The sequence below is a fragment of the Flavobacterium potami genome (assembly GCF_020026915.1).
In the GTDB taxonomy this organism is placed as follows: domain Bacteria; phylum Bacteroidota; class Bacteroidia; order Flavobacteriales; family Flavobacteriaceae; genus Flavobacterium; species Flavobacterium potami.
The window spans coordinates 78,271-102,630 of the sequence record NZ_JAINUY010000010.1; the positions used below are offsets into that span (position 1 = coordinate 78,271).

At 34.4% G+C, this 24,360-nt stretch carries 24 protein-coding genes and 1 pseudogene; 22 read left to right on the forward strand and 3 right to left on the reverse strand.

Annotated features, from left to right (window positions below):
- The first annotated feature begins 8 nt into the window (after positions 1-8).
- From K6T82_RS22930 to K6T82_RS22950, 5 genes are all read left to right on the forward strand, one after another.
- Complete coding sequence (locus K6T82_RS22930) at positions 9-2,186, forward strand: HAD-IIB family hydrolase (RefSeq protein ID WP_223711154.1); 2,178 nt, start codon at positions 9-11, stop codon at positions 2,184-2,186.
- A 99-nt stretch (positions 2,187-2,285) separates the two neighbouring features.
- Positions 2,286-3,818, forward strand: a complete 1,533-nt coding sequence (locus K6T82_RS22935) for a glycoside hydrolase family protein (protein ID WP_223711156.1) — start codon at positions 2,286-2,288, stop codon at positions 3,816-3,818.
- Between the two features lie 12 nt (positions 3,819-3,830).
- Positions 3,831-4,352, forward strand: coding sequence for a PPC domain-containing DNA-binding protein (locus K6T82_RS22940; RefSeq protein ID WP_223711159.1), 522 nt, complete (start codon positions 3,831-3,833; stop codon positions 4,350-4,352).
- Positions 4,353-4,625: 273 nt separating this feature from the next.
- Entirely contained in the window at positions 4,626-5,216 is a 591-nt protein-coding gene (locus K6T82_RS22945; protein ID WP_223711161.1) for a Crp/Fnr family transcriptional regulator, read from the forward strand.
- A 75-nt stretch (positions 5,217-5,291) separates the two neighbouring features.
- A complete protein-coding gene (locus K6T82_RS22950) occupies positions 5,292-5,981 on the forward strand; it encodes a CPBP family intramembrane glutamic endopeptidase (RefSeq protein ID WP_223711164.1) in 690 nt (229 codons plus the stop codon).
- A gap of 78 nt (positions 5,982-6,059) precedes the next feature.
- On the opposite strand, the gene K6T82_RS22955 is transcribed toward K6T82_RS22950, so the two are convergent.
- Complete coding sequence (locus tag K6T82_RS22955; RefSeq protein WP_223711167.1) at positions 6,060-6,416, reverse strand: hypothetical protein; 357 nt, start codon at positions 6,414-6,416, stop codon at positions 6,060-6,062.
- 196 nt (positions 6,417-6,612) lie between these two features.
- On the opposite strand from K6T82_RS22955, the gene K6T82_RS22960 reads away from it, so the two are divergent.
- Complete coding sequence (locus K6T82_RS22960; protein ID WP_223711169.1) at positions 6,613-6,942, forward strand: hypothetical protein; 330 nt, start codon at positions 6,613-6,615, stop codon at positions 6,940-6,942.
- Positions 6,943-7,162: 220 nt separating this feature from the next.
- Here K6T82_RS22960 and K6T82_RS22965 read toward each other — a convergent pair.
- A pseudogene (locus tag K6T82_RS22965) lies at positions 7,163-7,264 on the reverse strand (SDR family NAD(P)-dependent oxidoreductase); the annotation flags it as partial.
- 518 nt (positions 7,265-7,782) lie between these two features.
- Between K6T82_RS22965 and K6T82_RS22970 the strand changes: the two are divergent.
- The 15 genes from K6T82_RS22970 (at position 7,783) to K6T82_RS23040 (ending at position 21,405) form a co-directional block, all read left to right on the forward strand.
- Positions 7,783-8,598: an alpha/beta fold hydrolase gene (locus K6T82_RS22970; RefSeq protein ID WP_223711172.1), complete on the forward strand. Its 816-nt coding sequence runs from the start codon at positions 7,783-7,785 to the stop codon at positions 8,596-8,598.
- 57 nt (positions 8,599-8,655) lie between these two features.
- The gene (locus tag K6T82_RS22975) at positions 8,656-8,973 is read left to right on the forward strand and encodes a phosphoribosylpyrophosphate synthetase (RefSeq protein ID WP_223711174.1); all 318 of its coding nucleotides are present in this window, start codon (positions 8,656-8,658) and stop codon (positions 8,971-8,973) included.
- A gap of 148 nt (positions 8,974-9,121) precedes the next feature.
- Positions 9,122-9,754 (forward strand): hydrolase, encoded by a 633-nt coding sequence (locus K6T82_RS22980; protein WP_223711176.1) that lies wholly within the window; start codon positions 9,122-9,124, stop codon positions 9,752-9,754.
- Positions 9,755-9,796: 42 nt separating this feature from the next.
- A complete protein-coding gene (locus K6T82_RS22985) occupies positions 9,797-11,185 on the forward strand; it encodes an alginate export family protein (protein ID WP_223711178.1) in 1,389 nt (462 codons plus the stop codon).
- A gap of 231 nt (positions 11,186-11,416) precedes the next feature.
- Complete coding sequence (locus K6T82_RS22990; protein ID WP_223711181.1) at positions 11,417-12,151, forward strand: M17 family peptidase N-terminal domain-containing protein; 735 nt, start codon at positions 11,417-11,419, stop codon at positions 12,149-12,151.
- A gap of 7 nt (positions 12,152-12,158) precedes the next feature.
- The gene (locus K6T82_RS22995; protein ID WP_223711184.1) at positions 12,159-14,045 is read left to right on the forward strand and encodes an amidohydrolase; all 1,887 of its coding nucleotides are present in this window, start codon (positions 12,159-12,161) and stop codon (positions 14,043-14,045) included.
- 11 nt (positions 14,046-14,056) lie between these two features.
- On the forward strand, positions 14,057-14,485 hold the full coding sequence (locus K6T82_RS23000; protein ID WP_223711186.1) for a DoxX family protein: 429 nt from the start codon (positions 14,057-14,059) through the stop codon (positions 14,483-14,485).
- 1 nt (position 14,486) lies between these two features.
- Positions 14,487-14,960, forward strand: a complete 474-nt coding sequence (locus tag K6T82_RS23005; RefSeq protein ID WP_223711189.1) for a Dps family protein — start codon at positions 14,487-14,489, stop codon at positions 14,958-14,960.
- Positions 14,961-14,966: 6 nt separating this feature from the next.
- Positions 14,967-15,635 carry a YoaK family protein gene (locus K6T82_RS23010; RefSeq protein WP_223711191.1) on the forward strand — a complete coding sequence of 223 codons (669 nt, stop codon included), beginning with the start codon at positions 14,967-14,969 and terminating at the stop codon, positions 15,633-15,635.
- A 52-nt stretch (positions 15,636-15,687) separates the two neighbouring features.
- On the forward strand, positions 15,688-17,955 hold the full coding sequence (locus K6T82_RS23015; RefSeq protein WP_223711193.1) for a tetratricopeptide repeat-containing sensor histidine kinase: 2,268 nt from the start codon (positions 15,688-15,690) through the stop codon (positions 17,953-17,955).
- Between the two features lie 17 nt (positions 17,956-17,972).
- Positions 17,973-19,334 carry a sigma-54-dependent transcriptional regulator gene (locus K6T82_RS23020; protein WP_223711195.1) on the forward strand — a complete coding sequence of 454 codons (1,362 nt, stop codon included), beginning with the start codon at positions 17,973-17,975 and terminating at the stop codon, positions 19,332-19,334.
- A 73-nt stretch (positions 19,335-19,407) separates the two neighbouring features.
- The gene (locus K6T82_RS23025; RefSeq protein ID WP_223711197.1) at positions 19,408-19,698 is read left to right on the forward strand and encodes a GNAT family N-acetyltransferase; all 291 of its coding nucleotides are present in this window, start codon (positions 19,408-19,410) and stop codon (positions 19,696-19,698) included.
- Positions 19,699-19,714: 16 nt separating this feature from the next.
- On the forward strand, positions 19,715-20,338 hold the full coding sequence (locus K6T82_RS23030) for an alpha/beta hydrolase (protein WP_223711199.1): 624 nt from the start codon (positions 19,715-19,717) through the stop codon (positions 20,336-20,338).
- Positions 20,335-20,688, forward strand: a complete 354-nt coding sequence (locus K6T82_RS23035) for a cupin domain-containing protein (protein ID WP_223711202.1) — start codon at positions 20,335-20,337, stop codon at positions 20,686-20,688. The genes K6T82_RS23030 and K6T82_RS23035 overlap by 4 nt, the downstream gene beginning before the upstream one ends.
- 96 nt (positions 20,689-20,784) lie before the next feature.
- Positions 20,785-21,405: a TMEM175 family protein gene (locus K6T82_RS23040; RefSeq protein WP_223711204.1), complete on the forward strand. Its 621-nt coding sequence runs from the start codon at positions 20,785-20,787 to the stop codon at positions 21,403-21,405.
- Here the strand turns inward: K6T82_RS23040 and K6T82_RS23045 are convergent.
- The gene (locus tag K6T82_RS23045) at positions 21,402-22,982 is read right to left on the reverse strand and encodes a sigma-54-dependent Fis family transcriptional regulator (protein WP_223711207.1); all 1,581 of its coding nucleotides are present in this window, start codon (positions 22,980-22,982) and stop codon (positions 21,402-21,404) included. The genes K6T82_RS23040 and K6T82_RS23045 overlap by 4 nt on opposite strands.
- A 319-nt stretch (positions 22,983-23,301) precedes the next feature.
- Here K6T82_RS23045 and K6T82_RS23050 point away from each other — a divergent pair, with 319 nt between their 5' ends.
- Positions 23,302-24,240, forward strand: a complete 939-nt coding sequence (locus tag K6T82_RS23050; protein ID WP_223711209.1) for a ring-cleaving dioxygenase — start codon at positions 23,302-23,304, stop codon at positions 24,238-24,240.
- Positions 24,241-24,360: the final 120 nt, after the last annotated feature.

Here is a 24,360-nt window from a genome sequence, read left to right on the forward strand (position 1 = left end):
AATGAAGAATGATGAAAAAATTACGAATTTCACTTATCAATATACACGGACTTTTAAAAGGTTCTGGTCTTGAAATTGGGCGCGATGCCGATAATGGGGGCCAAACTAAATATATATACGAATTAGCAGAATTTTTATCACAGCATGAAGATGTAGAACATGTTCATATTTTTACCAGATTAATAGATGATCCCTCACTTTCACCGGAATATTCAGTCCCTGTCGAAATTATTAATGATAAATTAGACATAAGGCGAATTCCTTTTTTGGGAAAAAAATACAAGTCTAAAGAACAGCTTTGGGAAGGTTTGGACACTTTCGTGAATGGCGCGATGCAACACATCAAACAGCATAATATTTTTCCCGATTGGATTCACTCTCATTATGCCGATGCAGGATATGCCGCCGCCGAATTATCAGCCGTTTTAAATATTCCGTTTGCTCATACTGGACATTCCTTAGGATTTTACAAAAAGAAAAAATTACTGGAAGGTGGACAAACCGAAGAAGAACTCGAAAAAAAGTTCAAATTCAAAGCCAGAATTGCCTCCGAAGAAAAAACACTTGAGCTTGCCGAATTTATCGTTACTTCTACAGAACAAGAAATTGAAACTTACAAAGCCTACAAAAATTTTGAATTAGGAAAATACCACGCCATTTCTCCCGGAATTGATACCCGAAAGTTTGTTCCTTATTATTATCAAGAAAATGATTCGGACAAAAATATGGAAGAAGCACAAAGAAAATATTGGGTTGCCGAAACCATTTCAAAATTCTTGACCAACCCACACAAACCTATTATTTTGGCACTTTCGAGGCCAGATCGTCATAAAAACCTCAACACTTTAATTGAAGTCTACGGAAAAGACAAAGAGCTACAAAGTATGGCCAATCTGGTCATTTTTGCCGGAATTCGAAAAGATATCGCAAAAATGCCCGAGTCTGAAAAGAATGTTTTAACAGATTTGCTTCTTTTAATGGACAAATACGATTTGTATGGAAAAATGGCGATTCCAAAAAAGCATGATGTCGAAAATGAAGTCTCTATTATTTATCGTTATGCCGCAGAAAAAAGAGGCGTTTTTGTGAATTTAGCATTACATGAAAATTTTGGCTTAACGGTTATTGAATCAGCAAGTTCAGGACTTCCGGTTGTGGTGACTCAAAACGGAGGGCCTTCAGAAATCATTCCGGTTTGTCAAAATGGCGAATTAGTAGATCCGCAACAAGAGAGTCAAATAAAAAAAGCACTTCGAAATATCTTAACAGATGAAAATCAATGGAAATATTACTCAAATAATGGCGCCATAAATATTCAAAAATACTACAGCTGGGTAAGTCACGTAAATCAATATGTTGATTTGATCAAAGAAAATCTATCCGTTTCTTCGACCGGAATAAAGAAACAGCATTATCCAAACATCAATATTAGCCGACTAAAAAGAAAAGTAGATCATCTACTGGTTTCTGATATTGACGGAACTTTAATCGAGCCTAAACTTTCGAATCCGGGTTTAAAAGAATTAAAATCGCATTTGATCAACCGGACCGATAAAATGGCTTTTGCAATGGCATCTGGAAGAAATCTCCAATTAGTTAAAAAAGTGATTGACGAAGAAGAATTTCCCCTACCCGATTTTATTATTTGTTCTGTAGGAACAGAAATTTATTACACCAACGGAAAAGATTATATTCTGGATAAAGGCTGGGCAAAATTCCTTTCGGGAAGATGGAAAAGAGACGATATCGTCAATAGATTGAAAGCCGTTAAGTGGATTCGATTGCAGGAAGAAGAAGCGCAGAATCCTTATAAAATCTCATATTATTATGATAACGAACACTACGATCACGAAGAATTAATTCGGGTTTTAGGAACAGGATGGTACAAAGTCAATATCATTCCGAGTCACGGACAGTTTTTAGATTTTATTCCCAAAAGAGCTTCTAAAGGAAATGCCATTAAATTCTTATGCCGTAAATGGTCAATTCCATTGGCAAATGTAATCGCAGCAGGAGATTCAGGCAATGATGTCGATATGTTTAGAGGTCCTGTAAAAGGGATTATTGTTGGAAACCGAAGTGAAGAGCTTGCCGCTTACGAAACTACCAAAAGTATTTATGTGGCTACAATGTCGGCTTCAGAAGGAATTTTAGAAGGATTAAAACATTACAAAATCATTAAATAAAAAAAAGCCACGAATTACACCAATTTACACCAATTTCAAATTCGAGAAAATTAGTGCAATTCGTGGCAAAAAATATACAATCATAAAATAAGTAATAAAATGTATTCAGGTTCAGGATTTAGCAATTGGGAAATTGGAGATGTTGATGTATTTATAGATGAAAAAGGAGTTCATCATTTATTTCATTTAATTATCCCTAATCACGATTATATTGCGCACGCGGTTTCAAAAGATGGTCTTTCGTGGAAAAGGGTAAAAAATGCCATATTTGTCGGTGATCCAGGCGAATGGGACGACGATATGCTTTGGACGATGCATGTCAGCAAAAAGTCGGAAGGTGAAGGTTATGAAATGTATTACACCGGACTTAAACGTCAAGACAAAGGAATTGAACAAAAGGTTGGACGAGCTGTTTCTGCCGATTTGATTACCTGGAAAAAAGAAAATCTATACGGACTTCCATTCAAAAGCGAAGCACCGCATTATGAAGGTCAAAACAACAATCCGAGAAAATGGATTAGTTTTCGGGATCCTTTCAAATACCAATACAAAGGCGACGATTATATGCTGATTTGTGCCAGAAGTGCCTCTGGACCAACGTATCGTAGGGGTTGTATTGCCGTTGCAAAAAGAGAAAAAGAAGGTTTTGTACTTCAAAAACCATTACATATTCCGTATGTGTATGACGATGTTGAATGTCCTTGTGTATTTGAAATTAAAGGAACTCATTATCTTTTAGGTTCTATTAGAGAAGATATTAAAGTCCGTTATTGGTCTTCCTCAGAATTTAGAGGTGAATACTCCGCTTTTCATAATAATGTTTTGCTTCCACAAGGAAATTATGCCGCACGTGTTGTAAAAGATGGAAAACACTTTTTAGTTTACAATTTCTATTTTGCTGACGGAAATGTGAATACACATCGCGTTATTCCGCCGCCAAAGGAAGTTACAGTAGATAAAAGTGGTAGGCTTTTACTGAGAAGTTATTATTATTGGGAAAAATTATATCAGAAAACCATTCACCAAAAAGATTTACCACAGCCAATGCCAATTTTGGGAAATCCAACAGCAGAATTTGTGCAGGAAAATGAAAATAAATGGAGATTTGGATGCCGAAGCGGTTATGAAATTTATTGTTTTGAAAAACCGTCAAATGATTTTATTTGGGAAGGAACGCTTTCTGTGGAAGGAATGGGAAAAACTGGATTTGTTATTGAATGTGATAAAGAAGGAACAGCGTATTATATTTCAATCGACTTTATGAATGGTTTTGTCCAGTTTAGAGCTTGGGGATTTAATGAAAAAGACGTTAAAAACAATTTTATTTTTGAAAACATCCAAACCAATCAATTTGAAATTGGCGAAGAAAAACAGATTTCTTTTAAAATTATCCGTTACGGAAATTATTATGAACTTTCGATCAACGATATCGTAAAATTGACTTTACTGGATTTTAAATACAACGAAGGAAAAGTCGGAATTTATGTTTGTTCGGCTGTAATTTCTATTAGTGATTCACAAATTCATGTAATTCCAGAACCAGAAAATGAATATGCGGCTTCGGATCCTGAAAAATACAATGAAGATTATAATAGAATGATGCAGATTGACACTCGAACAAACGTCAATTAATTTTACACGATTATGAAAATAGAAATCAAAAAAATTACAAGTTTGTTACTATTAAGTTTCGCTTTTAATTTCTCTCACGCCCAACAAAAAGACAGTGAAAAATGTCGTTACACGAAAACACCGCAAGGTTATCTGATGGTTCTTCGCGAAGGCGATAATGTTTTGGCTTTAATTGAAAATCTGGCTAAAGAACAAAATATTCCATCAGCCAATTTTACCGGAATTGGTTTTGCACAAGATGCTACTTTTGGATTTTATGATTTTAGTGAAAAGAAATTTCATCCAAAAACATTCAATAAAGTCGAAATGGGAAGTATTACAGGATCAATTGCTTGGAGTGGCGACAAACCTTCTATACATATGCACGGCGTTGCAACAGATAATAAATTTGACGCTTACGGTGGGCACATTTTAGGATTGAAAGTTGGAACCGGTTCGATGGAAATTTACATTACAGTAAACCCTGAAAAATTAGAAAGAAAAGTAGAACAACCACTGAATGCGAATGTTTTACAATTGCCTTGTTTGAAATAAATTTTTACTCGCGTAATTTTAATTTAAACACATAGAAACATAGTTTTAGATTGTGTGTAAAGACGTTTCACTCACATCAATACACATAGCGCTCAAGTGGTAAACTTTGTCCGCAAAACTATGTGTTAGAAACTAGTTTCTTTTTGTATTCTTTTCCAAATCAGAAATTCTATGTTTCTATGTGTTTAAAAATTGGATCAGTGAGCAATAAAATTGTTTTTATTTTGAAAGATTAAACTTATATTGGCATTTCTAAACTGATACTTTTATAAAATGCCACAAAATCCTTCTCCAGAAGATGTAAAGAAAATTTTCGAAAGATATTTTACTGCCGATATGAATGTCTGGAAAGGCTTTTCGGAGAAAATTAAAGTCCGTGAATTCGAGAAATCTGACATTATTAAGGATTATAACGGCGTTGAAAAATACCTCAACATTGTGATAAAAGGCTCGGCAGGATTATTTGTTTGGGATGGCAAAAGAGACATTTGCATTAATTTGTTGTATGAAAATAGTTTTATCAGCGATTATATGTCTTTTCTAAATCAGCAACCATCTGTTATTAAGACCGAAGCTTTGGAAGATATTACATTATGGTCCATTTTTCATCAGGATTTAAATGAATTGTATCAAAGATCTGAAACAGGTTTACGAATTGGAAAAGCCATTTCTGAAATGCTTTATGTACGTAAACAGCAAGAACAAATCAACCTTTTGACGCTTTCACCGCAGGAACGATATTTAAAACTCATTGAAGGACGTCCGGAAATTTTTCAGAGAACTCCACTCAAAATCATTGCTTCCTATCTCGGATTAACGGCTGAAAGTTTAAGCCGAATTCGAAAAAGAGTTATGGAAAAATGATTTCTTACCCAAAGTCAATTTTAGTTTCAATCTGGCTCACTAAGTTTGCTTCACTAAACCAAACAAATTGAACTCATGAAAAATAAAATCAACTTCGGTGCTATTATAGTTTATTACATAATTGCTGTAATCTGCAGATATGCAGCTACTAAAACTAATTTATTATCTGGAATAGAAAATCCGTATTTAGTAATTTTGCTTCGCGGTGTTGGTCCAGCTTTGGGTGCTTTGGCTGCCATAAAAATATTCGCTCTTAAAAATCCAATGTCGTTAAAAGGAATCTACAAAAATGCAATTGTTCCATTTGCTGTTTATTGGATTCTTCCAGCAGTTTTAATCGCAAGTTCTTATTATTTTACAATTGGTAAATTCCCAATTTTATTAATGTTTACAATTTTAGTTTACGGACTTTTAGAAGAAATTGGATGGCGTGGATTTTTGCAAGAACAATTAAAATCTCTACCTAAGTTTACCTCGATATTAATTATTGCAGTTCTTTGGTTTGCGTGGCATTTAAATTTCGAAATGACAGCAAGTAACTTGATTTTCTTCGGTATCATTTTCTTTGGAACATGGGGAATCGGAAAAGTATATTCTTCTACAGGATCGTTATTGGCAGCTGCGGGAGTACATTCGTTGAACAATTTCTTTCGTAACGGTCTTCATGAAACAGAACTTACTTTAATTGTTGTTTTACTTATAATTTGGGTTGGATTTATAATTATCTATAATAGAAAATATAAAACAGCTGTAAATCCTGCTTAAACCGATATATTTTAATTTTATTTATAAAAAAACTGCGCAAATGTTATGAGTTTGCGCAGTTTTTTATTTTGATAAAATTTAATTCAGTCTTTCTGTAGTTTCCATTCTCAAACAATATTCACTTCCTAAATAAAGTGGGTTTCCATGTTTTTCTGACCAAAATCCGTCTAGAATATCTTTATTGATACATCTGTAAACCGCAACGCCTTTATAGGTTTCATTATCGTCGCCTTTGTAATTGAAATTAATGACCAAAATATTGTCTTTGAAAAATCCGTGTCCTTTTTGTTTGGAATCATTGATAGTCCAATCTGCAACAATTCTATTGTTTTTATCTAAAGTTAATCCTAAAACGCCTTTATAGGTTATCTGATTACTTTCATCCTGATTGCTTCCTGAAATAGCATAATTTCCAACTAAATCTTGTACTGTCATTCGTTATTAATATAAAGCGGCAAAGATAAAAATATCAGACCATTTCTGAAAAGTAAAAGCAGTGAGAAATCTTGATTTCGATTCGTAATGAAAATTTAGCAACTGTAAATGAGAATCGTATAAAATAACCCGAAATCTAATTTTTAATTTTAATACTATAAGTTTTTCAAATTTTATTAATTAAAAAAAACGGATTATGACAACTGACAGATACACCAATTACGACGATGACAATATAGAAAATCAAAATTTTTCGGAACAATATAATGATCCCTTTGACGAGCGTTTTCTTTTGGAAGAAAAGCAATTGAGTGATAAAGATTATATAGATAGCGAATACTCAAATGCATTAGATAGAAATAATGAAGATGATTTTGATTTCGAAGAAAATACTCCCGAAAGTGACCTCGAAGACGAAGATGATGATTTGGACCCAGACGATATGGATGATGATCTTGTAGAACGCTATGATGAAAATGATCGCGAACCCGAAACTTTTACAGATGATGGTTATAAAGTTGATTAACCAAAAAAAATGCTAAACGAAATTGTTTAGCATTTTTTTTTGAATTAAATCTGCTTTCGCGAAGATTATTTTTTCCTCTTTAAATTTTAAATCAAAGATTCCTCCTAGTTTTCTTTCCGAAAAATCTCCGGTAAATTCTACTTGCAGATGTACGTTTTCTTCATCTTTTACATTCAGTTTTACTAACGTTGTATTGGTATTATAACCTATAAAACAACCTACGCATTGTTGCAATTACATTCCATCCTTTTGCCTGAAATAATTTAGCGGTTTCTTTTCCTAAACCCGATGACGCACCGGTAATAAAAATGGTCTTTCTCATGATTGTAGTGTTTTTACTAATTGTACACTGCAAAGTTGCTCCAAATGGATTTTTAGGATGTAGCCAAAAAGGAGAATTGATAAGTCTAAATTACGGCAGCAGCATAATTCTCTTTTTTCTAAAAATTGATGTTTTTCATATAAAATACAACGACCATTTCATAAAATAACGAAATATCGTAAATCAAAAAACGCCTGAAATTTACGAATTCCTTTAAAACAAAGGCTTTAACATTAAAGGCACATTAATTGGCTATTCTCTGGCATCAACATACAATTTTAAAATGCCAAACATGAAAACACGCTTTTTTCCATTTACACGAGATCCTATAATTAAAAAATTGGAGAAAAATTTGACTTCTTAATCTAGATTAACCGATGCAGGTTTCATTCTACAATACATTTGCATCATACCAATAACAAAAGAAAACACAAAACGACTTAAAAGTTAATATTTTAAACTTAAAAGTCATTTTAAATTAAAAACATAAAACAATATTAATCTAAATATCAAAAACCATGAGCACATTTACAGTAAAAGACGGAACACAAATTTATTACAAAGATTGGGGAACAGGACAACCAATTGTTTTTCATCACGGATGGCCTTTATCAAGTGATGACTGGGATGCACAAATGATGTTTTTCCTTCAAAAAGGATACAGAGTTATTGCACACGATCGCCGAGGACATGGTCGTTCTGGTCAGGCTTCTGAAGGAAATAACATGGAAACTTACGCAGCAGATATTGCTGAATTAACTGAAGCTTTAGATCTAAAAAATGCTATCCACGTTGGTCACTCTACTGGAGGTGGCGAAGTAATTCGCTACGCAGCAAAATACGGAAAAGGACGTATTGCTAAAGCGGTTATCATCAGTGCTGTAACGCCTATAATGATTCAAAACGAATCGAATCCAGAAGGTGTTCCATTGTCAGTTTTTGACGAAATCAGAAAAGGAACTGGATTTAACAGAGCACAATATTTTTACGATTTCCCAATTCCTTTTTACGGATGGAACCGCGAAGGACAAACTGTTCAAGAAGGAATTAAACAAAACTGGTGGCGTCAAGGAATGATGGGTTCTGTTTTATCTCATTATGAAGGAATCAAAGCTTTCTCTGAATCCGATTTTACAGAAGATTTGAAGAGTTTAGACATTCCAGTTTTAGTTTTACACGGAGAAGATGATCAAATCGTTCCTTATGCTCAGGCACCACGAGCTGCAAAATTATTGAAAAACGGAAAATTGATTTCGTATCCAGGATTCTCTCACGGAATGCCAACCATCAATGCTGAAACGATCAATAACGATATTTTAGAATTCATCAAATAAATCAATCATCACTGCCTGTAAGGTTCAATTTATGGGCAGTTTAATCTTCTTCAAATTATGAGTTTATTTCAACCACCCTCTTTTGATACCGTTACAGAAGCTCTGCAATGGTTAGGCACGCAAGGTTTTACAGAAAACTTTAATCTGGACAGCAATTGCATTCGCTACAATAATAATACAAAAAGTATGTCGCCAGAAGAATTCAAGATTGAATATATATTTCGTTTTGAAGGCGATACTGACCCAGGAGACGAAGATATTGTCTACGGAATTAAATCTGAAATCTACAATTTAAAAGGTGTTTTAACGAGCGCTTTTGGAATTTATGCTGACTCTGTTTCTGCCGAAATGATAAAAAAACTTTCAACGCATTAACATAAAAAAGACGTAACCCTTTAATAAAATTACGATATATCGTAAGAGCTTTTGATCTCTAAAAAATCTAAAACCCTATTCAACAACAAATTAAAAATTTGGCACCTCATTGGCCTAACTAATTATAAATCTTAAAAAATAAATAATCATGAAACCATCATCTAACTTATTATCTCCAAACAACCACGCCTTAGTATTAATCGATTTTGAAGGTCAAATGGCTTTTGCTACAAGCAATATTCCTTTAAGCGAATTACGCACGAATGTGGCTATTGTAGCTGGAGCTTCTAAAATTTTTAATGTTGATACAATCGTTACCACTGTTGCAGAAGAAAGTTTTGCAGGACCTGTTTTTCCAGAAATTGAAGAATATTATCCAATTGCAACTTCAGGATACATTGACAGAACATCAATGAACACTTGGGAAGACGAAAATGCTTATAAAGCGATCGTAGCAAAAAACAAAAAGAAATTAGTTCTTGCAGGATTATGGACAGGAGTTTGCATCGTTGGTCCAGCGCTATCTGCAATCGAAGAAGGTTATGAAGTGTATGTAATTACAGATGCCTGCGGAGATGTAAGCGCTGAAGCTCACGAACGTGCCGTTCAAAGAATGATTCAGGTTGGCGCTCAACCGATTACTTCTATTCAATATTTATTAGAACTACAAAGAGACTGGGCACGTGAAGAAACGTATGTTCCAGTAACGAACTTAATGAAAAAACATGGCGGATCTTACGGTTTAGGTATTCACTACGCACACAACATGTTGAAACACTAATTTGACTAATTCAATTTTATTATAAATCTCTTACGCTTCATTATGTTGGAATCATCAAAATCCATATTTAAAAACGTCAAGTTACTTGTTCTTTTTCTCTTTATAGGAAACCTAACATTTGCACAAAGTTTCAAACTTTTGCGTTATGACGAAAATTATGAATTCTTAAAAGACGCTTCCAGAAACTTTTATGAGAATTTAAAATTTGTCCCTTTAAACAAAGAGAAAAATTTTTACCTGTCTTTTGGAGGCGAAGCAAGATATGAATACGTTGATTTCAACAATGAAGATTGGGGCAGACTGAATATTGGTCATAACAATTTCCTGCTGCAGCGCTATGATCTTCATGCCGATATTCATTTAGGAAAAACCTTTAGAGTATTTGCCCAATTAAGAAGTGCCTTAGAAGATGGCCGAGTAAACGGTGCACGTGGCATTGACGAAGATCAGCTGAATATTCAGAATTTATTTTTGGATGTAAATGTCTGGCAGCAAAAAGATAAAAAAATAACCGTTCGAGCCGGAAGACAAGAACTAGATTACGGCTCCGGAAGATTGATTTCTGTTAGAGAAGGTCCGAATGCGAGACTTTATTTTACAGGAGGAAAAGTAATGTATTCTTCCGAAAGAGTATCTGTTGATGCTTTTGCAATGATGGCAGATACCATTTACACAGGAGTTTTCGATAATAAAATGTCCAAACAGTTGAATCTTTGGGGAGCTTATTCTAAAATCATCTTTCCAAAAGCAGGAAATCTTGATGTTTATTATCTCGGAATAAGAAGAGACGAATCGCTTTTTGAAGAAGGAATTGCACCTGAAAGACGTCATACAATCGGATCAAGATTATGGAAATACGGCGGTGGCTTTATTTATAACCTGGAAGCGGCTTATCAATTTGGAACTTTTGATTCAGGAAATATAAATGCTTGGACAGGATCTATTGACATTGGATATATGTTTGAAAACATAAAATTCAAACCCACGATAAATCTTCGAAATGATTATATCTCAGGAGATAAAAATCAGGGAAATGGAAATCTTCAAACGTTTAATCCGCTTTATCCGAAAGGAGGTTATTTTGGTTTCAGTCCGCAGGTTGGTCCAGTAAACCTCATCGATATACATCCTTATGCCACAATGGATTTACTTTCGAATTTAAAGATGCAGGTCGATGTGGTTTTCAACTGGCGATATTCAACTCAAGACGGCGTTTACAGACCAAGCGGAATGCTTAACCTTCGCGGAAGCGATTCTGACGAAAGATACATCGGAACTGCTTATTTAGCCAACTTTACCTATAGCGTAAACAAATATATTTCGGTAGTCAGTGGTATCCAATATTTTAAAACGGGTGCTTTTATCAATGACATTATTCCGAACTCTAAAGACGGGGTTTTCTTTAATGCCCGACTTGGATTCAAATTTTAATTTTTTTAAACATATAAAATTAAACACATAGGTACATAGCTTATTGGAATGTAAAAAAGGCGTTACACTTGCATGAATAAACATAGCTCTGTCAACTTTGACAAAGTTCTCGCAAAGTAATTTACAATGAAGCTATGTGTTAGAAACTAGTTTCTTTCCCTATTCTTTTTCAAAATAAAGAAAATCTATGTCTCTATGTGTTTAAAAATTTTCACCACTAAACCCTTAATAATGAAAACAAACAATTCAACATACAGATTTAGATATTCCTATCTTTTTCTTTTAATCATAACATTTGCAGGCGCACTTAGTAACCATGCTTTTGCTCAAACAGCATCTATAGGCTCAACTACTACATGGGGGAAAGTAGACGGAGTTGCAGTAAACGGATTGGTTCAAGGACCATCTGCTGCAGAAGCAGATTTACAAGTTGCCTGCGTTTTTGAATATACAGAAGGTGATATTTTCAATCCTCCTGCCCTTCCTGCAAACCTAAACGGAATGGTGCATTTGGACGATGCTTTAAAAGGGATTATTACAGAATTACGCAAAAGCGGAAAATTTACCGGACATTCTCTTGAAACTTTATTGATTACACCAGCAAAAGGAACTTTAGCAGCAAAACAATTATTGTTAATCGGATTGGGTGACCGCAATAAATTTACTCCCGATTTAATGATCAGCGTTGGAAGCACTGCCATGCGTGAAGCTTTACGTTTAGGCGTTTCAAATTTTTCTTTTGCAAGTGATATTAAAGATGCGGGAATCGATTCTCCAACGGCTTTGGTTGCTACAAATGTTGTTTTAGGTTCTTTTGAAGCGTATAGAACGCAATCTTATCTAAAAGAAAAAAAATTAGCAGATTACAAGCCTTTAACGAAAGTGATTCTACTTGCCGGACCTGCTTTTTACAATGTCGCTGGAGAAGGAATTAAAGATGCTATTTCAAAATTAAACTCTAAATAATCAAATTATGAAAGCTGATTTAATTTTATTCAACGGAAAGATTCATAGTTTCAATACCGAAACTCCAAACGTTACAGCCGTAGCTATTAAAGATGGAAAATTTATCGCAGTTGGAAATGATAACGACATCATGACTTTTGCTTCTGAAGAAACCAAAATAATCGATCTTCAAAATAAAAGAGTAGTTCCTGGAATCAACGATTCACACATTCACCTTATTCGTGGCGGTTTAAACTACAATTTAGAATTGCGCTGGGATGGTGTTCCTTCTTTGGCAGATGCACTTCGAATGTTGAAAGAACAAGTAGATCGTACTCCAAATCCGCAATGGGTTCGTGTGGTTGGCGGTTGGTCTGAATTTCAGTTTGCTGAGCGCAGAATGCCAACTTTGGAAGAAATCAATGCAATTGCGCCAGATACTCCTGTTTTTATTTTGCATTTGTATGATCGAGCCATTATGAACAGAGCGGCTTTGAGAGCAGTTGGTTACAACAAAAATACGCCTGCGCCTCCTGGTGGTCATATCGAACGTGATTCTAACGGAGAACCTACTGGACTTATCATTGCTACACCAAATGCGATGATTTTGTATTCGACTTTGGCTAAAGGTCCGACACTTTCTTACGAACATCAAATCAATTCGACACGTCATTTTATGAAAGAATTAAACCGTTTCGGAATTACAAGTGTGATTGATGCTGGAGGTGGTTTTCAGAACTTTCCTGATGATTATAAAGTGGTTAATGAATTGAATGAAAAAAAACAATTAACCGTAAGAATCGCTTATAATCTTTTCACTCAGAAACCAAAACACGAATTTGAAGATTTCAACGACTGGATTGATACCGTAAAATTATATCAAGGAGACGATATGTATCGCCACAACGGAGCTGGAGAAATGTTAGTTTTTTCTGCTGCCGATTTCGAAGATTTCCTTCAACCAAGACCAGATCTTCCTGAAAATATGGAAGCTGAACTAGAAAAGGTAGTACGTCTTTTGGTAGAAAATCGCTGGCCTTTTAGACTTCATGCCACTTACAACGAAAGCATTACCCGATTTTTGAATGTTTTTGAAAAGATAAACAGAGATGTTCCTTTCAACGGACTTCCGTGGATTTTTGATCACGCTGAAACGATAGACGAACGTAACATCGAACGAGTAAAAGCGCTTGGAGGTGGAATTGCAGTTCAAAGCAGAATGGCGTATCAGGGAGAATATTTCACCGATCGTTACGGAGCAAAAGCTGCTGAAAATACACCGCCAATCAAAAAAATGATTGAAATGGAAGTTCCTGTCGGCGCAGGTTCAGATGCTACACGTGTGAGCAGTTACAATCCGTGGGTTTCAATGTATTGGATGACCGTTGGAAAAACAGTTGGAGGTTTACAATTGTATACAGATACAAGATTAAACAGACAAACTGCTTTAGAATTATATACTCGTGGAAGCGCTTGGTTCTCTCAAGAACAAACTAAAAAAGGAGATATTAAAGTGGGAATGTTTGCCGATTTAGTGGTTTTAGATCGTGATTATTTTACAATTGACGACGAAGACATCAAAAAAATCGAAGCTGATTTGACGATTGTAGATGGAAAAATTGTGTATGCCAATGGAGATTTTTCTTCGTTCTCACCGCCACATATTCCGATTTTGCCAGATTGGTCGCCAACGAATATTTACAACGGTTATCCGGTAAGAAGCGGTTTGCAAAGTGCAATTGAAAAGAATGCGAAAGCAGATGCAAAACCTAAATTAACAGCACAAATTCATAGCTGTAGCGGAAGTTGCGATGTTCACGCTCATAATCACGATGTTGCCCGAATGAGCAATGTTCCTGTTAACAATTATAATGCATTCTGGGGCGCATTGGGTTGCTCTTGCTTTGCTTTCTAAATAATAAAAAAATGATTGAAATTATTAAACAAATCCTTCACTCTGATTTAGGAAATTCATTCAACAATGCAGCGCTTTTGTTTTTTAGAATTCTGCTTGCAATTGAACTTTTCAGAGTACATGGAATGAAGAAATTCAGAGTTGAAAACGGTCAGAAAGAACACGTTCCGAATCCGTTGCATTTGCCTGAAAAACTAAACGGATTGGTGGCCACTTTTTCAGATACGATTATTCCGTTTTTCATCATTTTCGGACTCGGAACACGGCTTGCAGTTCTGCCAACAATTGGTGTAACTGCTATTGGATATTTTGTCGTTCACAGAAATGATTCGCTCGAAGTGCGCGACGTTCCTTACATGTACACTTTATCTCTATTATTACTTCTTGCACTTGGTGCAGGAACTTATTCACTTGATTATTATTTACTAAACCTAATTTAAAATGAAAGCAAACATCGGAATCAAACAAGAAAGCATCAACAAAGTAGTTGAGGTATTAATTAAAATACTAGCCGACGAATTTGTACTTTATACCAAAACAAAAAGAGCACATTGGAATGTTGAAGGTCCAGATTTTTACAACAAACATCTTTTTTTCGAACAGCAATATGATGCGATTGATGAGGTTGTAGATACCGTTGCAGAAAGAATCAGATCTTTAGGACATTATACGCCAGCAACGTTGAAAGATTTTTTAGCATTGACGCATTTGACAGAAGAAATAAAAGAGAAAAATGATAGCAATGGTTTTATCAAAGAATTGCTTTTAGATCACGAAAGTATTATTATTTACTTACGTGAAAACATTAATAGCATTGCTAACGAATTACAAGATGCTGGAACAAGCGATTTTATTACTGGACTTGTAGAAAATCACGAAAAAATGGCTTGGATGCTTCGTGCTCATTTGAACTAAAAAATTATGGAAATACAACAAAAAAACATTTGGTACGTTACCCTGCTTTTAACCATTATAGCAGGGTATTGCGATACCGTAACTTTTGTCGCTGCCGATTCGATATTTTCGGCACACGTTACGGGAAACTTTATTGTCTTTGCTTATCAAATTATAAAAGGCTCAGACATACACGCTTGGATTAAACTTCTAACATTTCCTATTTTTATTATTGCAGTAATTACTGGTGGAAGAATTGCATTAAAAGCGACTAATCGATATACTATCTTGTTTTGGGAAGGTATAATATTGGTTTTAAGTGGCATTGCTTCTTACGTTTTTGGTTATTTAGAAAATTTTGAAGAATGGACAATGTACACCGTTGCAATGACAACCGTATTTGCAATGGGACTTCAGAATGCTTTTGGAAAGCTTTACGCGAAAGAAACACACGGTCCAACTACCATGATGACTGGAAATGTAACACAAGCTTCTCTCGACTTAGGAAGTTTACTAAAAAACGGATTGAAAGACGTAGATGTGGTATTAAGTTTTAAAAAACAGCTCGTTACCATAATCGGATTTCTTGTAGGTTGTTTTTTAGGCGCAATTGCTGGAAAATTTTTCGGATTGGGCACTTTAATTCTTCCTGGAGCAGCTATGATAATTTGTTATTTATACCATCGAGAAAGCTAGACAAACAAGGATTTTGGATTGCAGATTTCTGATAATATAGTATCTTTAAAAAATGAATTTCATCCCTATTATTTCTGTCAAAAACCACGTATGCGCCTTATTTACAGCCATCTTATTTTTGCTTGTAAATCATGGCACAACGGCGCAATCCGAAGAAGATCCTAATGTCTTAAAAAAGAAAATTGCTAAAGCTGAAAGTAATCCGAAAAAGGTCGATTTACTTTTAGCTTTAAGCAGTTATTATCTAAATAAAACTGGCGAAAACAAAACCGATCTGGATAATGCAGATCTTATTAATACACAGGCAAAATTATTAAGTGATCGTGTAAAGTATAAACTTGGAAAAGGGAAATCCATACTTTTGGGAGCTCAGATTTATAGAGAAAAAGGCGATAGAGAAAATGCTTTAGAAAAAACAAAAAATGCCATTACGTATTCTAAAAAAAATAATTTAACCGAATTGCAGGCAAGCAGTTATTCTGAACTTTCTATCTATGATGCAGAAGTTGACCAAAAAGCCAAATACAAACAAACGGCGATTCAGCTCTTTAAAAAAGCAGGTGCTAAAGAAAAACAGGCCACAACTTTAAAAGAACTTGGAGAATTATATAGCATTAATGAAAATCCGGATAAAGCAGAACCTTTGTTGCAAGAATCTTTGGCTTTGTACAAATCCATTCATTATCCAAAATTACAAGGAGTTTACAATTTACTTTCTGAAGTTTATACCTCAAAAGGAAATTATCCTGAGTCTTTAAAACATGCCCTTTTAGCAGAAAAAACTGCTCTTGCGGTAAATGATCATTCGTTGCAATTAAGTTCTATTTACAATCATGTAGGATTGGTTTATTATTACTTACGCCAGAATGATGATGCCGAAGAATATTGGTACAAAGCTTTTGAAGTTGCTAAAAATTTTAACGATACAGAATACGTAAGAACCATTGGAGAAAACCTTTGCTCCCTTTTGATTCGACAAAAAAAGGAAAAAAAAGCGCTTGAGCTTATTAAGGAAATGCAGCAGAAATTTCCGAGCTCCAATATCGAGCGTATCATGAAAGAGAATTATTTGTTATTTAATATTTACAGAATTCTAAACAACAATGCAACGGCTTCTATATATTATAAGAGACTTGCTGATTTTTATGGCGAAAATGCAGATAGAAACGGAAACAGTATTGCAGTTCTGAGAAGTTTTGCTTCTTATCATTATCAAATAAAAAAATTCAATGAATTCTATAAAAATGTACGACGCTTAGATTCGCTTGCTGCGGGTGCTGGAAATAATTTAATTCGCTCAGAAAGTTATTTGATTTGGTTCAAAGCCGATTCTTCAAGAGGCGATTATATCAATGCGATCAAACATTACCAGTTATATAAAAGCCTTTCTGATTCTGTTTTTAAAGGAGAAAAAAGCAAGCAGATCAATAGTCTTCAAATTGAATACGAAAGCGAGAAAAAAGATAAAAACATCAATCTGCTTCAAGAACAGGCAAAAGTACAGCAGATTCAAATTCAGAAAGATACCGTTGTAAAATATGTATTTATCGGAAGTGTTATTGTTTTAATCCTTTTTCTAGCACTTTTATACAACAGTTTTAGATTAAAAAAGAAAAAGAATGCAGAGTTAGAAATTCAGCGTCAGCAGATTAATGAACAAAACGAGTTGAACAAAAAAATGCTCGTTGAAAAAGAATGGCTTTTGAAAGAAATTCATCATCGTGTAAAGAATAATCTTCAGATTGTCATTAGTTTATTAAACACACAATCGGCGTATTTGGACAACGAAGATGCTTTAATGGCCATTCAAAACAGTCAGCACCGAATGCATGCCATGTCGCTTATTCATCAGAAATTGTATCAATCTGATAATCTGGCAAATATTGATATGTCTTGGTATGTTTATGAATTGACCAATTATATGAAAGAATGTTTTGATACCGATCGAAACATCAATTTTGTTTTGGAAGTAGAAAAAACGTATCTTGATGTTGCACAAGCTGTTCCGCTTGGATTAATCATAAACGAAGCAGTTAATAATGCTATTAAATATGCTTTTCCAGAAGACAGAAAAGGAGAAGTTACTATCGTTCTTAAAAATATTGGCGAAAGCAATTACGAATTAAAAATTGCGGACAACGGAATTGGACTTCCTGTTGATTTCGATAGCACCGAAAGAGATTCATTAGGTATGAATTTAATGATGGGATTAAGCGATCAAATTGACGGAGTTTTTGAAATGAAAAACGATAACGGACTGAAAATCACAATTACATTTACAAGAAACACAGAATTTGAAGTTACTGCAGAGAATTCTTAAATGATATAAATAACATAATGAAGGAGAAAATTCTAATTGTTGAAGATGAATTTATAGTAGCAAATGATTTAAAAATCATGTTGCAAAAAACAGGATATCAAGTTGTTGGCATTGCTTCTTCTGTAGTTCAAGCACGAAAATTAATCGAAGATAAAAAACCAGAATGGGTTTTATTAGACATCATGTTAAAAGGTGATTTGACCGGAATTGATTTGGCTTGGGAACTTCGCGAGATGAATCTTCCTTTTTTATATATTTCGGCAAACACCAATCAAAGCACGCTTGAAGCTGTAAAAGCAACACAACCATACGGATTTATGGTGAAACCTTTTCGTGAAAGAGATCTTATCGTAATGCTAGACATTGCTAAATATAGATTTAATGAAGAAAAAGGAAGTTTGGGAGAAGCTAAAATCGATAATCAAATTCAGGAAATTGAAGGAATTGTCGGTAGTAGTCAGCTCTTACAAGAAGTTATTGAAAAAATAAAAATTGTGGCTCCGGCCGAAACTTCCGTTCTAATTTTAGGCGAAAGCGGAACCGGAAAAGAAAGAGTGGCGCATTCCATTCACGATCTATCAGCTCATCAATCCAATCCGATTGTAATTGTAAACTGTGCTGCCTTACCACAATCTTTAATCGAAAGCGAATTATTTGGTCATGAAAAAGGTGCTTTTACTGGAGCAAATACATTACGAATCGGAAAGTTTGAACAAGCCGATAACGGAACTATTTTTCTAGATGAAATTGGAGAATTACCATTAGATTCTCAGGTAAAATTGTTGCGGGTTTTACAGGAAAAAGAAATTCAAAGACTTGGTGGAAACAAAACTATCAAAATCAATGTTCGTATTGTAGCGGCAACCAACAGATCTTTGGAAAAAGAAGTGGCAGAAGGACGTTTCAGACTTGATCTCTATTATAGATTAAATGTATTTCCGATACAATTGCCAACTTTAAAAGAACGAAAGGAAGATATTGAAGCATTAGCGAATCATTTTCTGAAGAAATATGCAGCAAGTTCCCGAAAGAATGTCAATAGTATTAGTCCGAACGCTTTATCTCAATTAAAAAATTACGATTGGCCAGGAAACATTCGTGAATTAGAACATTTAATCGAAAGAAATGTTCTGCTTGCCAAAACAACTGAAATTGAAAAATTTGATCTTCCTTCTACAACTCCTTCCACTTTTGAAGTTGTTCATACAGGAAAAATGAAATCGATGGAAGAAATGGAAAAAGAACATATTATGAATGCACTTCAACTTTGCGACGGAAAAGTTTCTGGTCCAGGAGGCGCTGCTGAAATGCTAAAAATACAACCGCAGACTTTGTATTCAAAAATGAAAAAATTAGGGATAAAACAAGGATATAATTAATCTACATTAAGTTCTCGTAACTGCAGGCTTCGCTAACTTTGCTTATGTAAAACGAACCATAAAATTAAAACATATGGAAACAATAAAATTAGAATTAGACGAAAAACAACATGGTGCATTTAATCTCTATGTTGATGATAAAAAGTTAGGCGAAATGACAGTAAGCATTAAACCAGATTTACTAACCGTTTACCACACAGGTGTTGAGCCAGAAGCCGAAGGAAAAGGGTATGCAAAGAAACTTTTAGAAGAAATGGTTTCTTATGTTCGAGCCAACCATTTAAAAGTTTTACCGCTTTGTCCTTATGTTCATGCTCAATTTAAAAGACATCCAGATGAATATGAAGATATCTGGAAAAAATAATTAAAAATATACTAATATGAACACAAATATATTAACAGACGGCGTGCCTTTAAATGAAGCAAAAAAAGCCTTAGTCCTGATTCATGGTCGTGGTGCCAACGCTCATGATATTCTTTCGATTGCCAAGCATCTTAAAGTAAACGATTTTGCTTTGGTTGCACCTGAAGCAGAAAACAGAACTTGGTATCCGTATTCATTTTTAGCTCCGCTTGATCAAAACGAACCATCATTTTCAAAATCATTAGAAGCCATTCATCAGGTTGTGGTGGCAATTCAGCAAAACGGAATCGAAAAAGAGAATATTTATTTCTTAGGTTTTTCTCAAGGTGCTTGTCTTGCATTGGAATTCGCCACAAGAAATGCAGCAAAATATGGCGGAATTGTAGCTTTTACCGGTGGATTAATTGGTGATCAGGTTTATGAAAATCATTATTCAGGAAACTTTGAAAACACACCTGTTTTTATCGGAACAAGCGATCCCGATTTTCACGTTCCTGTAGAAAGAGTAAATGATACTGAAGCACTTATGACAAAAATGGGCGCAGATGTAACCAAGAAAATCTATCAAAATATGGGACATACCATTAGTATGGACGAAGTAGATTGTGCCAACGCTCTCATTTTCAACAAAAAACAATGATCACGATAACGCGTGTTTACAGCGATGACAGCGGAGAAAGTCATTTTGAAGACTTCGAAGTTCCATTAAAAAACAATGGCGATATCGGATTTTTATCTGAAGATGAACCTGTCAAATCTATCGTTTTTAGAGAAGTCAGTCCTTCTTATGACTACGATTTTCACAATGCTCCAGACCGTCAATATATTATTTTACTGGAAGGCGGTGTAGAAATCGAAACGTCATTAGGAGAAAAAAGAACATTTAATACCGGTTCGATTCTTTTGGTTGAAGACACCACAGGAAAAGGACACAAAACAAAAAATATTGAGCCTAAACTTCGAAAATCAATATTTATAAAATTAATCTAAACCTATAGAAACATCGATTTTGATAACGAAATGCCTTTCTTCTACAGTTAAGGCTATGTTTCTATGTATTAAAACATCAAATAAAAATCATAAAAAATGGAAAAAGAAACCGTTAGAATTGAGAATTTTAGCGATGCCGTATTTGCTATCGCTATTACACTTTTGGTTTTAGATCTTCATGCGCCAGATGTTACGGCTGTAAAAAATGGTACCGAATTGCTATCTTATCTTAAAAACGAATGGACTTCGTATCTTGCCTTTACGCTTTCTTTTTTCAGTATTTTTATCATGTGGGTCAATCATCATAAAATTTTCAAACAAATTTATAGTCGAAATACCGCTATCATGTTTTCAAACGGATTGATTCTTTTTTTGGTTACGGCGGTTTCTTATCCAACAGCTTTGATAGCACGTTTTTTTGAAGGTGAAGCTTCCAATATTGCAGTAGCAATCTATACCGGAATTTTTGTACTGATTAATATTTCATACAATCTATTGTGGTTTATTGCGAGTCATAACAAGAAATTATTGCGTCCCGGAATTACAGATTCTGCCATCAAAAAAATCAGAAACAATTATCTCTACGGATTTCCAACGTATTTAATCGCCTTCGGTATCTCATTTCAATATCCAACAACGGCTTTGGCCATAAGTATGCTTTTACTGATTTATTGGGCGGTTTCTTCAGGAAAAATAAAAATGATTGTAATAAATTAATCTAGAAAATGCTCTTTTTTAATGCCTAATTTCTGCATTCTAGAAGCTAAAGTTGTAGCAGGCAAACCCAATAAAACGGCAGCGCCTTGTGGTCCAGAAATTCTTCCGTTGCATTTTTTAATGACTTTAAGAATATGCTCCCTCTCGACTTCTTGTAAGGTTTTGATCTGAAATTCTGTTTTAGAAGTCTCTGATACTGCAATAAAAATTTCAGGAAAAGTCATTTGTCTGATCGTATCATCTTTTGCAAACAAAATACTTCTTTCGATCATATTTTCTAATTCACGTACATTTCCTGGCCAAACATTTGCCATCATGCCGTTAAGTACTTTTTTAGAAAATCCTTTTATTTTCTTTCCTATTCTTGCTGAATGTTTTTCTAAGAAAAAATTCCCAAGAACTTCAATATCGCCTTTACGATCACGCAAAGCTGGTAGAGGAATTGGATAAACATTCAGACGATAATACAAATCGCTTCTAAACCGTTCTTCTGCAACTTCTTTTGGGAGCGATTTATTTGTAGCGGCAATTACTCTTGCATTTACTCGGATGCTTTTATTTCCGCCAACTCTTTCAATTTCTTTTTCCTGCAAAACACGAAGCAGTTTTCCTTGCAATTCTAAAGGCAACTCTCCTATTTCATCCAAAAAAATCGTACTGTTTTCTGCTTGTTCAAATTTTCCGATTCTTTGTTCTGTCGCTCCCGTAAAAGCTCCTTTTTCATGGCCGAATAATTCACTTTCAATCAAATTTTCAGGAATAGAAGCGCAATTTACTTTGATCATTCTGTTTTTGGAAACTGACGATAATTGATGAATAGCACTTGCCACCAATTCTTTTCCCGTTCCTGTTTCACCAAAAATTAAAACTGTTGAAGGAGAAAAAGCCACTTGAGAAATTAGTTCGTAAACGTTTTGCATGGCATCGCTATTACCGACAATTCCATGAAAACCTTCTTTTGTAGATTCGGCCGTTTCGTTATTATTTTCTGAAAAGGTTGTTTTGAGTTTTTTCAATTCTTCATTATTATTTTTACATTCTTCAGTCAAAATAATATTTCGAATTGTAATAGAAAGCTGCGTTGCAATTCCTCGTAAAATCCGATTGGATTCCCGAGTAAAGGTTTTGGCATTTTTAAAGAAGAGAAAAAGTACGTTTCGGTTTCCATTAAAATACGGAAGACAAAGACCAATTCCATTTTTAAAACCTTTATTATTTATGTTTTGAATAAAATCGGGATTTTTTTGATTTTCATTTAAATCAAAAATAACCGTATCTGCAGAATCCAGACAGAGATTAAAAAATCCGTCCTTTAGCACATAATTTTTTGAGTCTTTATTTTTAATAGATGATTGATAGAAAATTTGATATTCGGTTTCGTCATTATTGGAAGAAGTCAGGATAAAATCGTCAAACTGAAAATGGTCTTTTAACAAACCATTTACAACCGTATTAAATTCTTCTTTAGTTATAGTGGAAGAAAGCGCTGTACAGATAGATAAAATCAACATTTGTTCTTGTTCTCTTTCCTGCAATCGTTTCATCATGAGTGCAGTTTTATCTGTATGATTTTCCATAACGGTAATTCTTGTGGTATTTTTTATGCGCAGCAGCGTAAATTTAAGAAATAGCCCTAATTAAATTACTATTGATTTTCTAAATATGAGATACTTCATTCATAAAATTACGATATATCGTATAATCAAAAAGCATATTTCTTTTCAAAAACCCTGATAAATAAGAGATTATTCTAAATGGAATATTATTTGGATGTATACTGGCACGTTGAAAATTTAACGGCTTTTTATTTCTTAATCTAGGTTAATCGATGCGCAGCCATAACAGACGTAAATTTGTAAAAGAAAAATCAAACAACAATTTAATATCAAAAATACCATGGAAAATAAAATTTTAGGCTTACACCATATTACTGCAATCGCAGGTGACGCTAAACGTAATTTCAACTTTTACTCTAACATATTAGGATTAAGATTCATCAAAAAAACTGTGAATTTTGACGATCCAGGAACCTACCACTTTTACTTTGGTGACGAAGTAGGAAGCGCAGGAACAATTTTGACTTTCTTTCCTTGGGGAGAAGGAATTCAGCAAGGAAGAAAAGGTTCCGGAATGGCAACTGAAATTGGATATTCTGTTCCAAAAGGAAGTTTAGATTTCTGGCAAAAACGTTTTGAGAAATACAACGTAATCTACAACAAACCGGCTGAAAAATTCGGAGAAAAATATTTGACTTTCTTAGATCCAGACGGACTGAAATTAGAGTTAATCGAATCTAAAACAGAAGACAACAGAAAAGCTTGGGAAACTGACGAAGTAAAAGCTGATGTGGCAACAAAAGGTTTTCATAACATTACTTTGACTTTAAACGACATTAAACCAACGGCTGCGATTTTAACCGAAATATTTGGTTATAAATTAATCGATCAGGACGTAAACCGTTACCGTTATGCAACAGACGCTGTAGAAAATGCTGCCATTGTTGACTTGGTAGAATTGGCTGATGAAAAACGTGGTTTTAATGCCAACGGAACTGTTCATCATGTGGCTTTCAGAGTTCAGAATGACGAAATTTTGATGAAATTCAGAGAAAAAATCGAAGAGTACGGATTGCAGATTACACCACAAATTGACAGACAATATTTCCACTCTCTATATTTCAGAGAACCAGGAGGAGTTTTGTTTGAAATCGCTACCGACAATCCTGGATTTACAGTAGACGAAAGCTTAGAAGAATTAGGTAAAAACTTAAAACTTCCGGCTCAATACGAACCGCAAAGAGCTGCTATTGAAAAACATTTGGTTAAAATAAATTAATTCGAATGCTAAACTGGGTTTATCCCAAAACACACAACTATTTTTTAGAAAAGCTGTCCTTTTTGGGATGGCTTTTTTTATTGGATGATTTAAAAGGCTTTTCAATTTTTATAGGAAAAT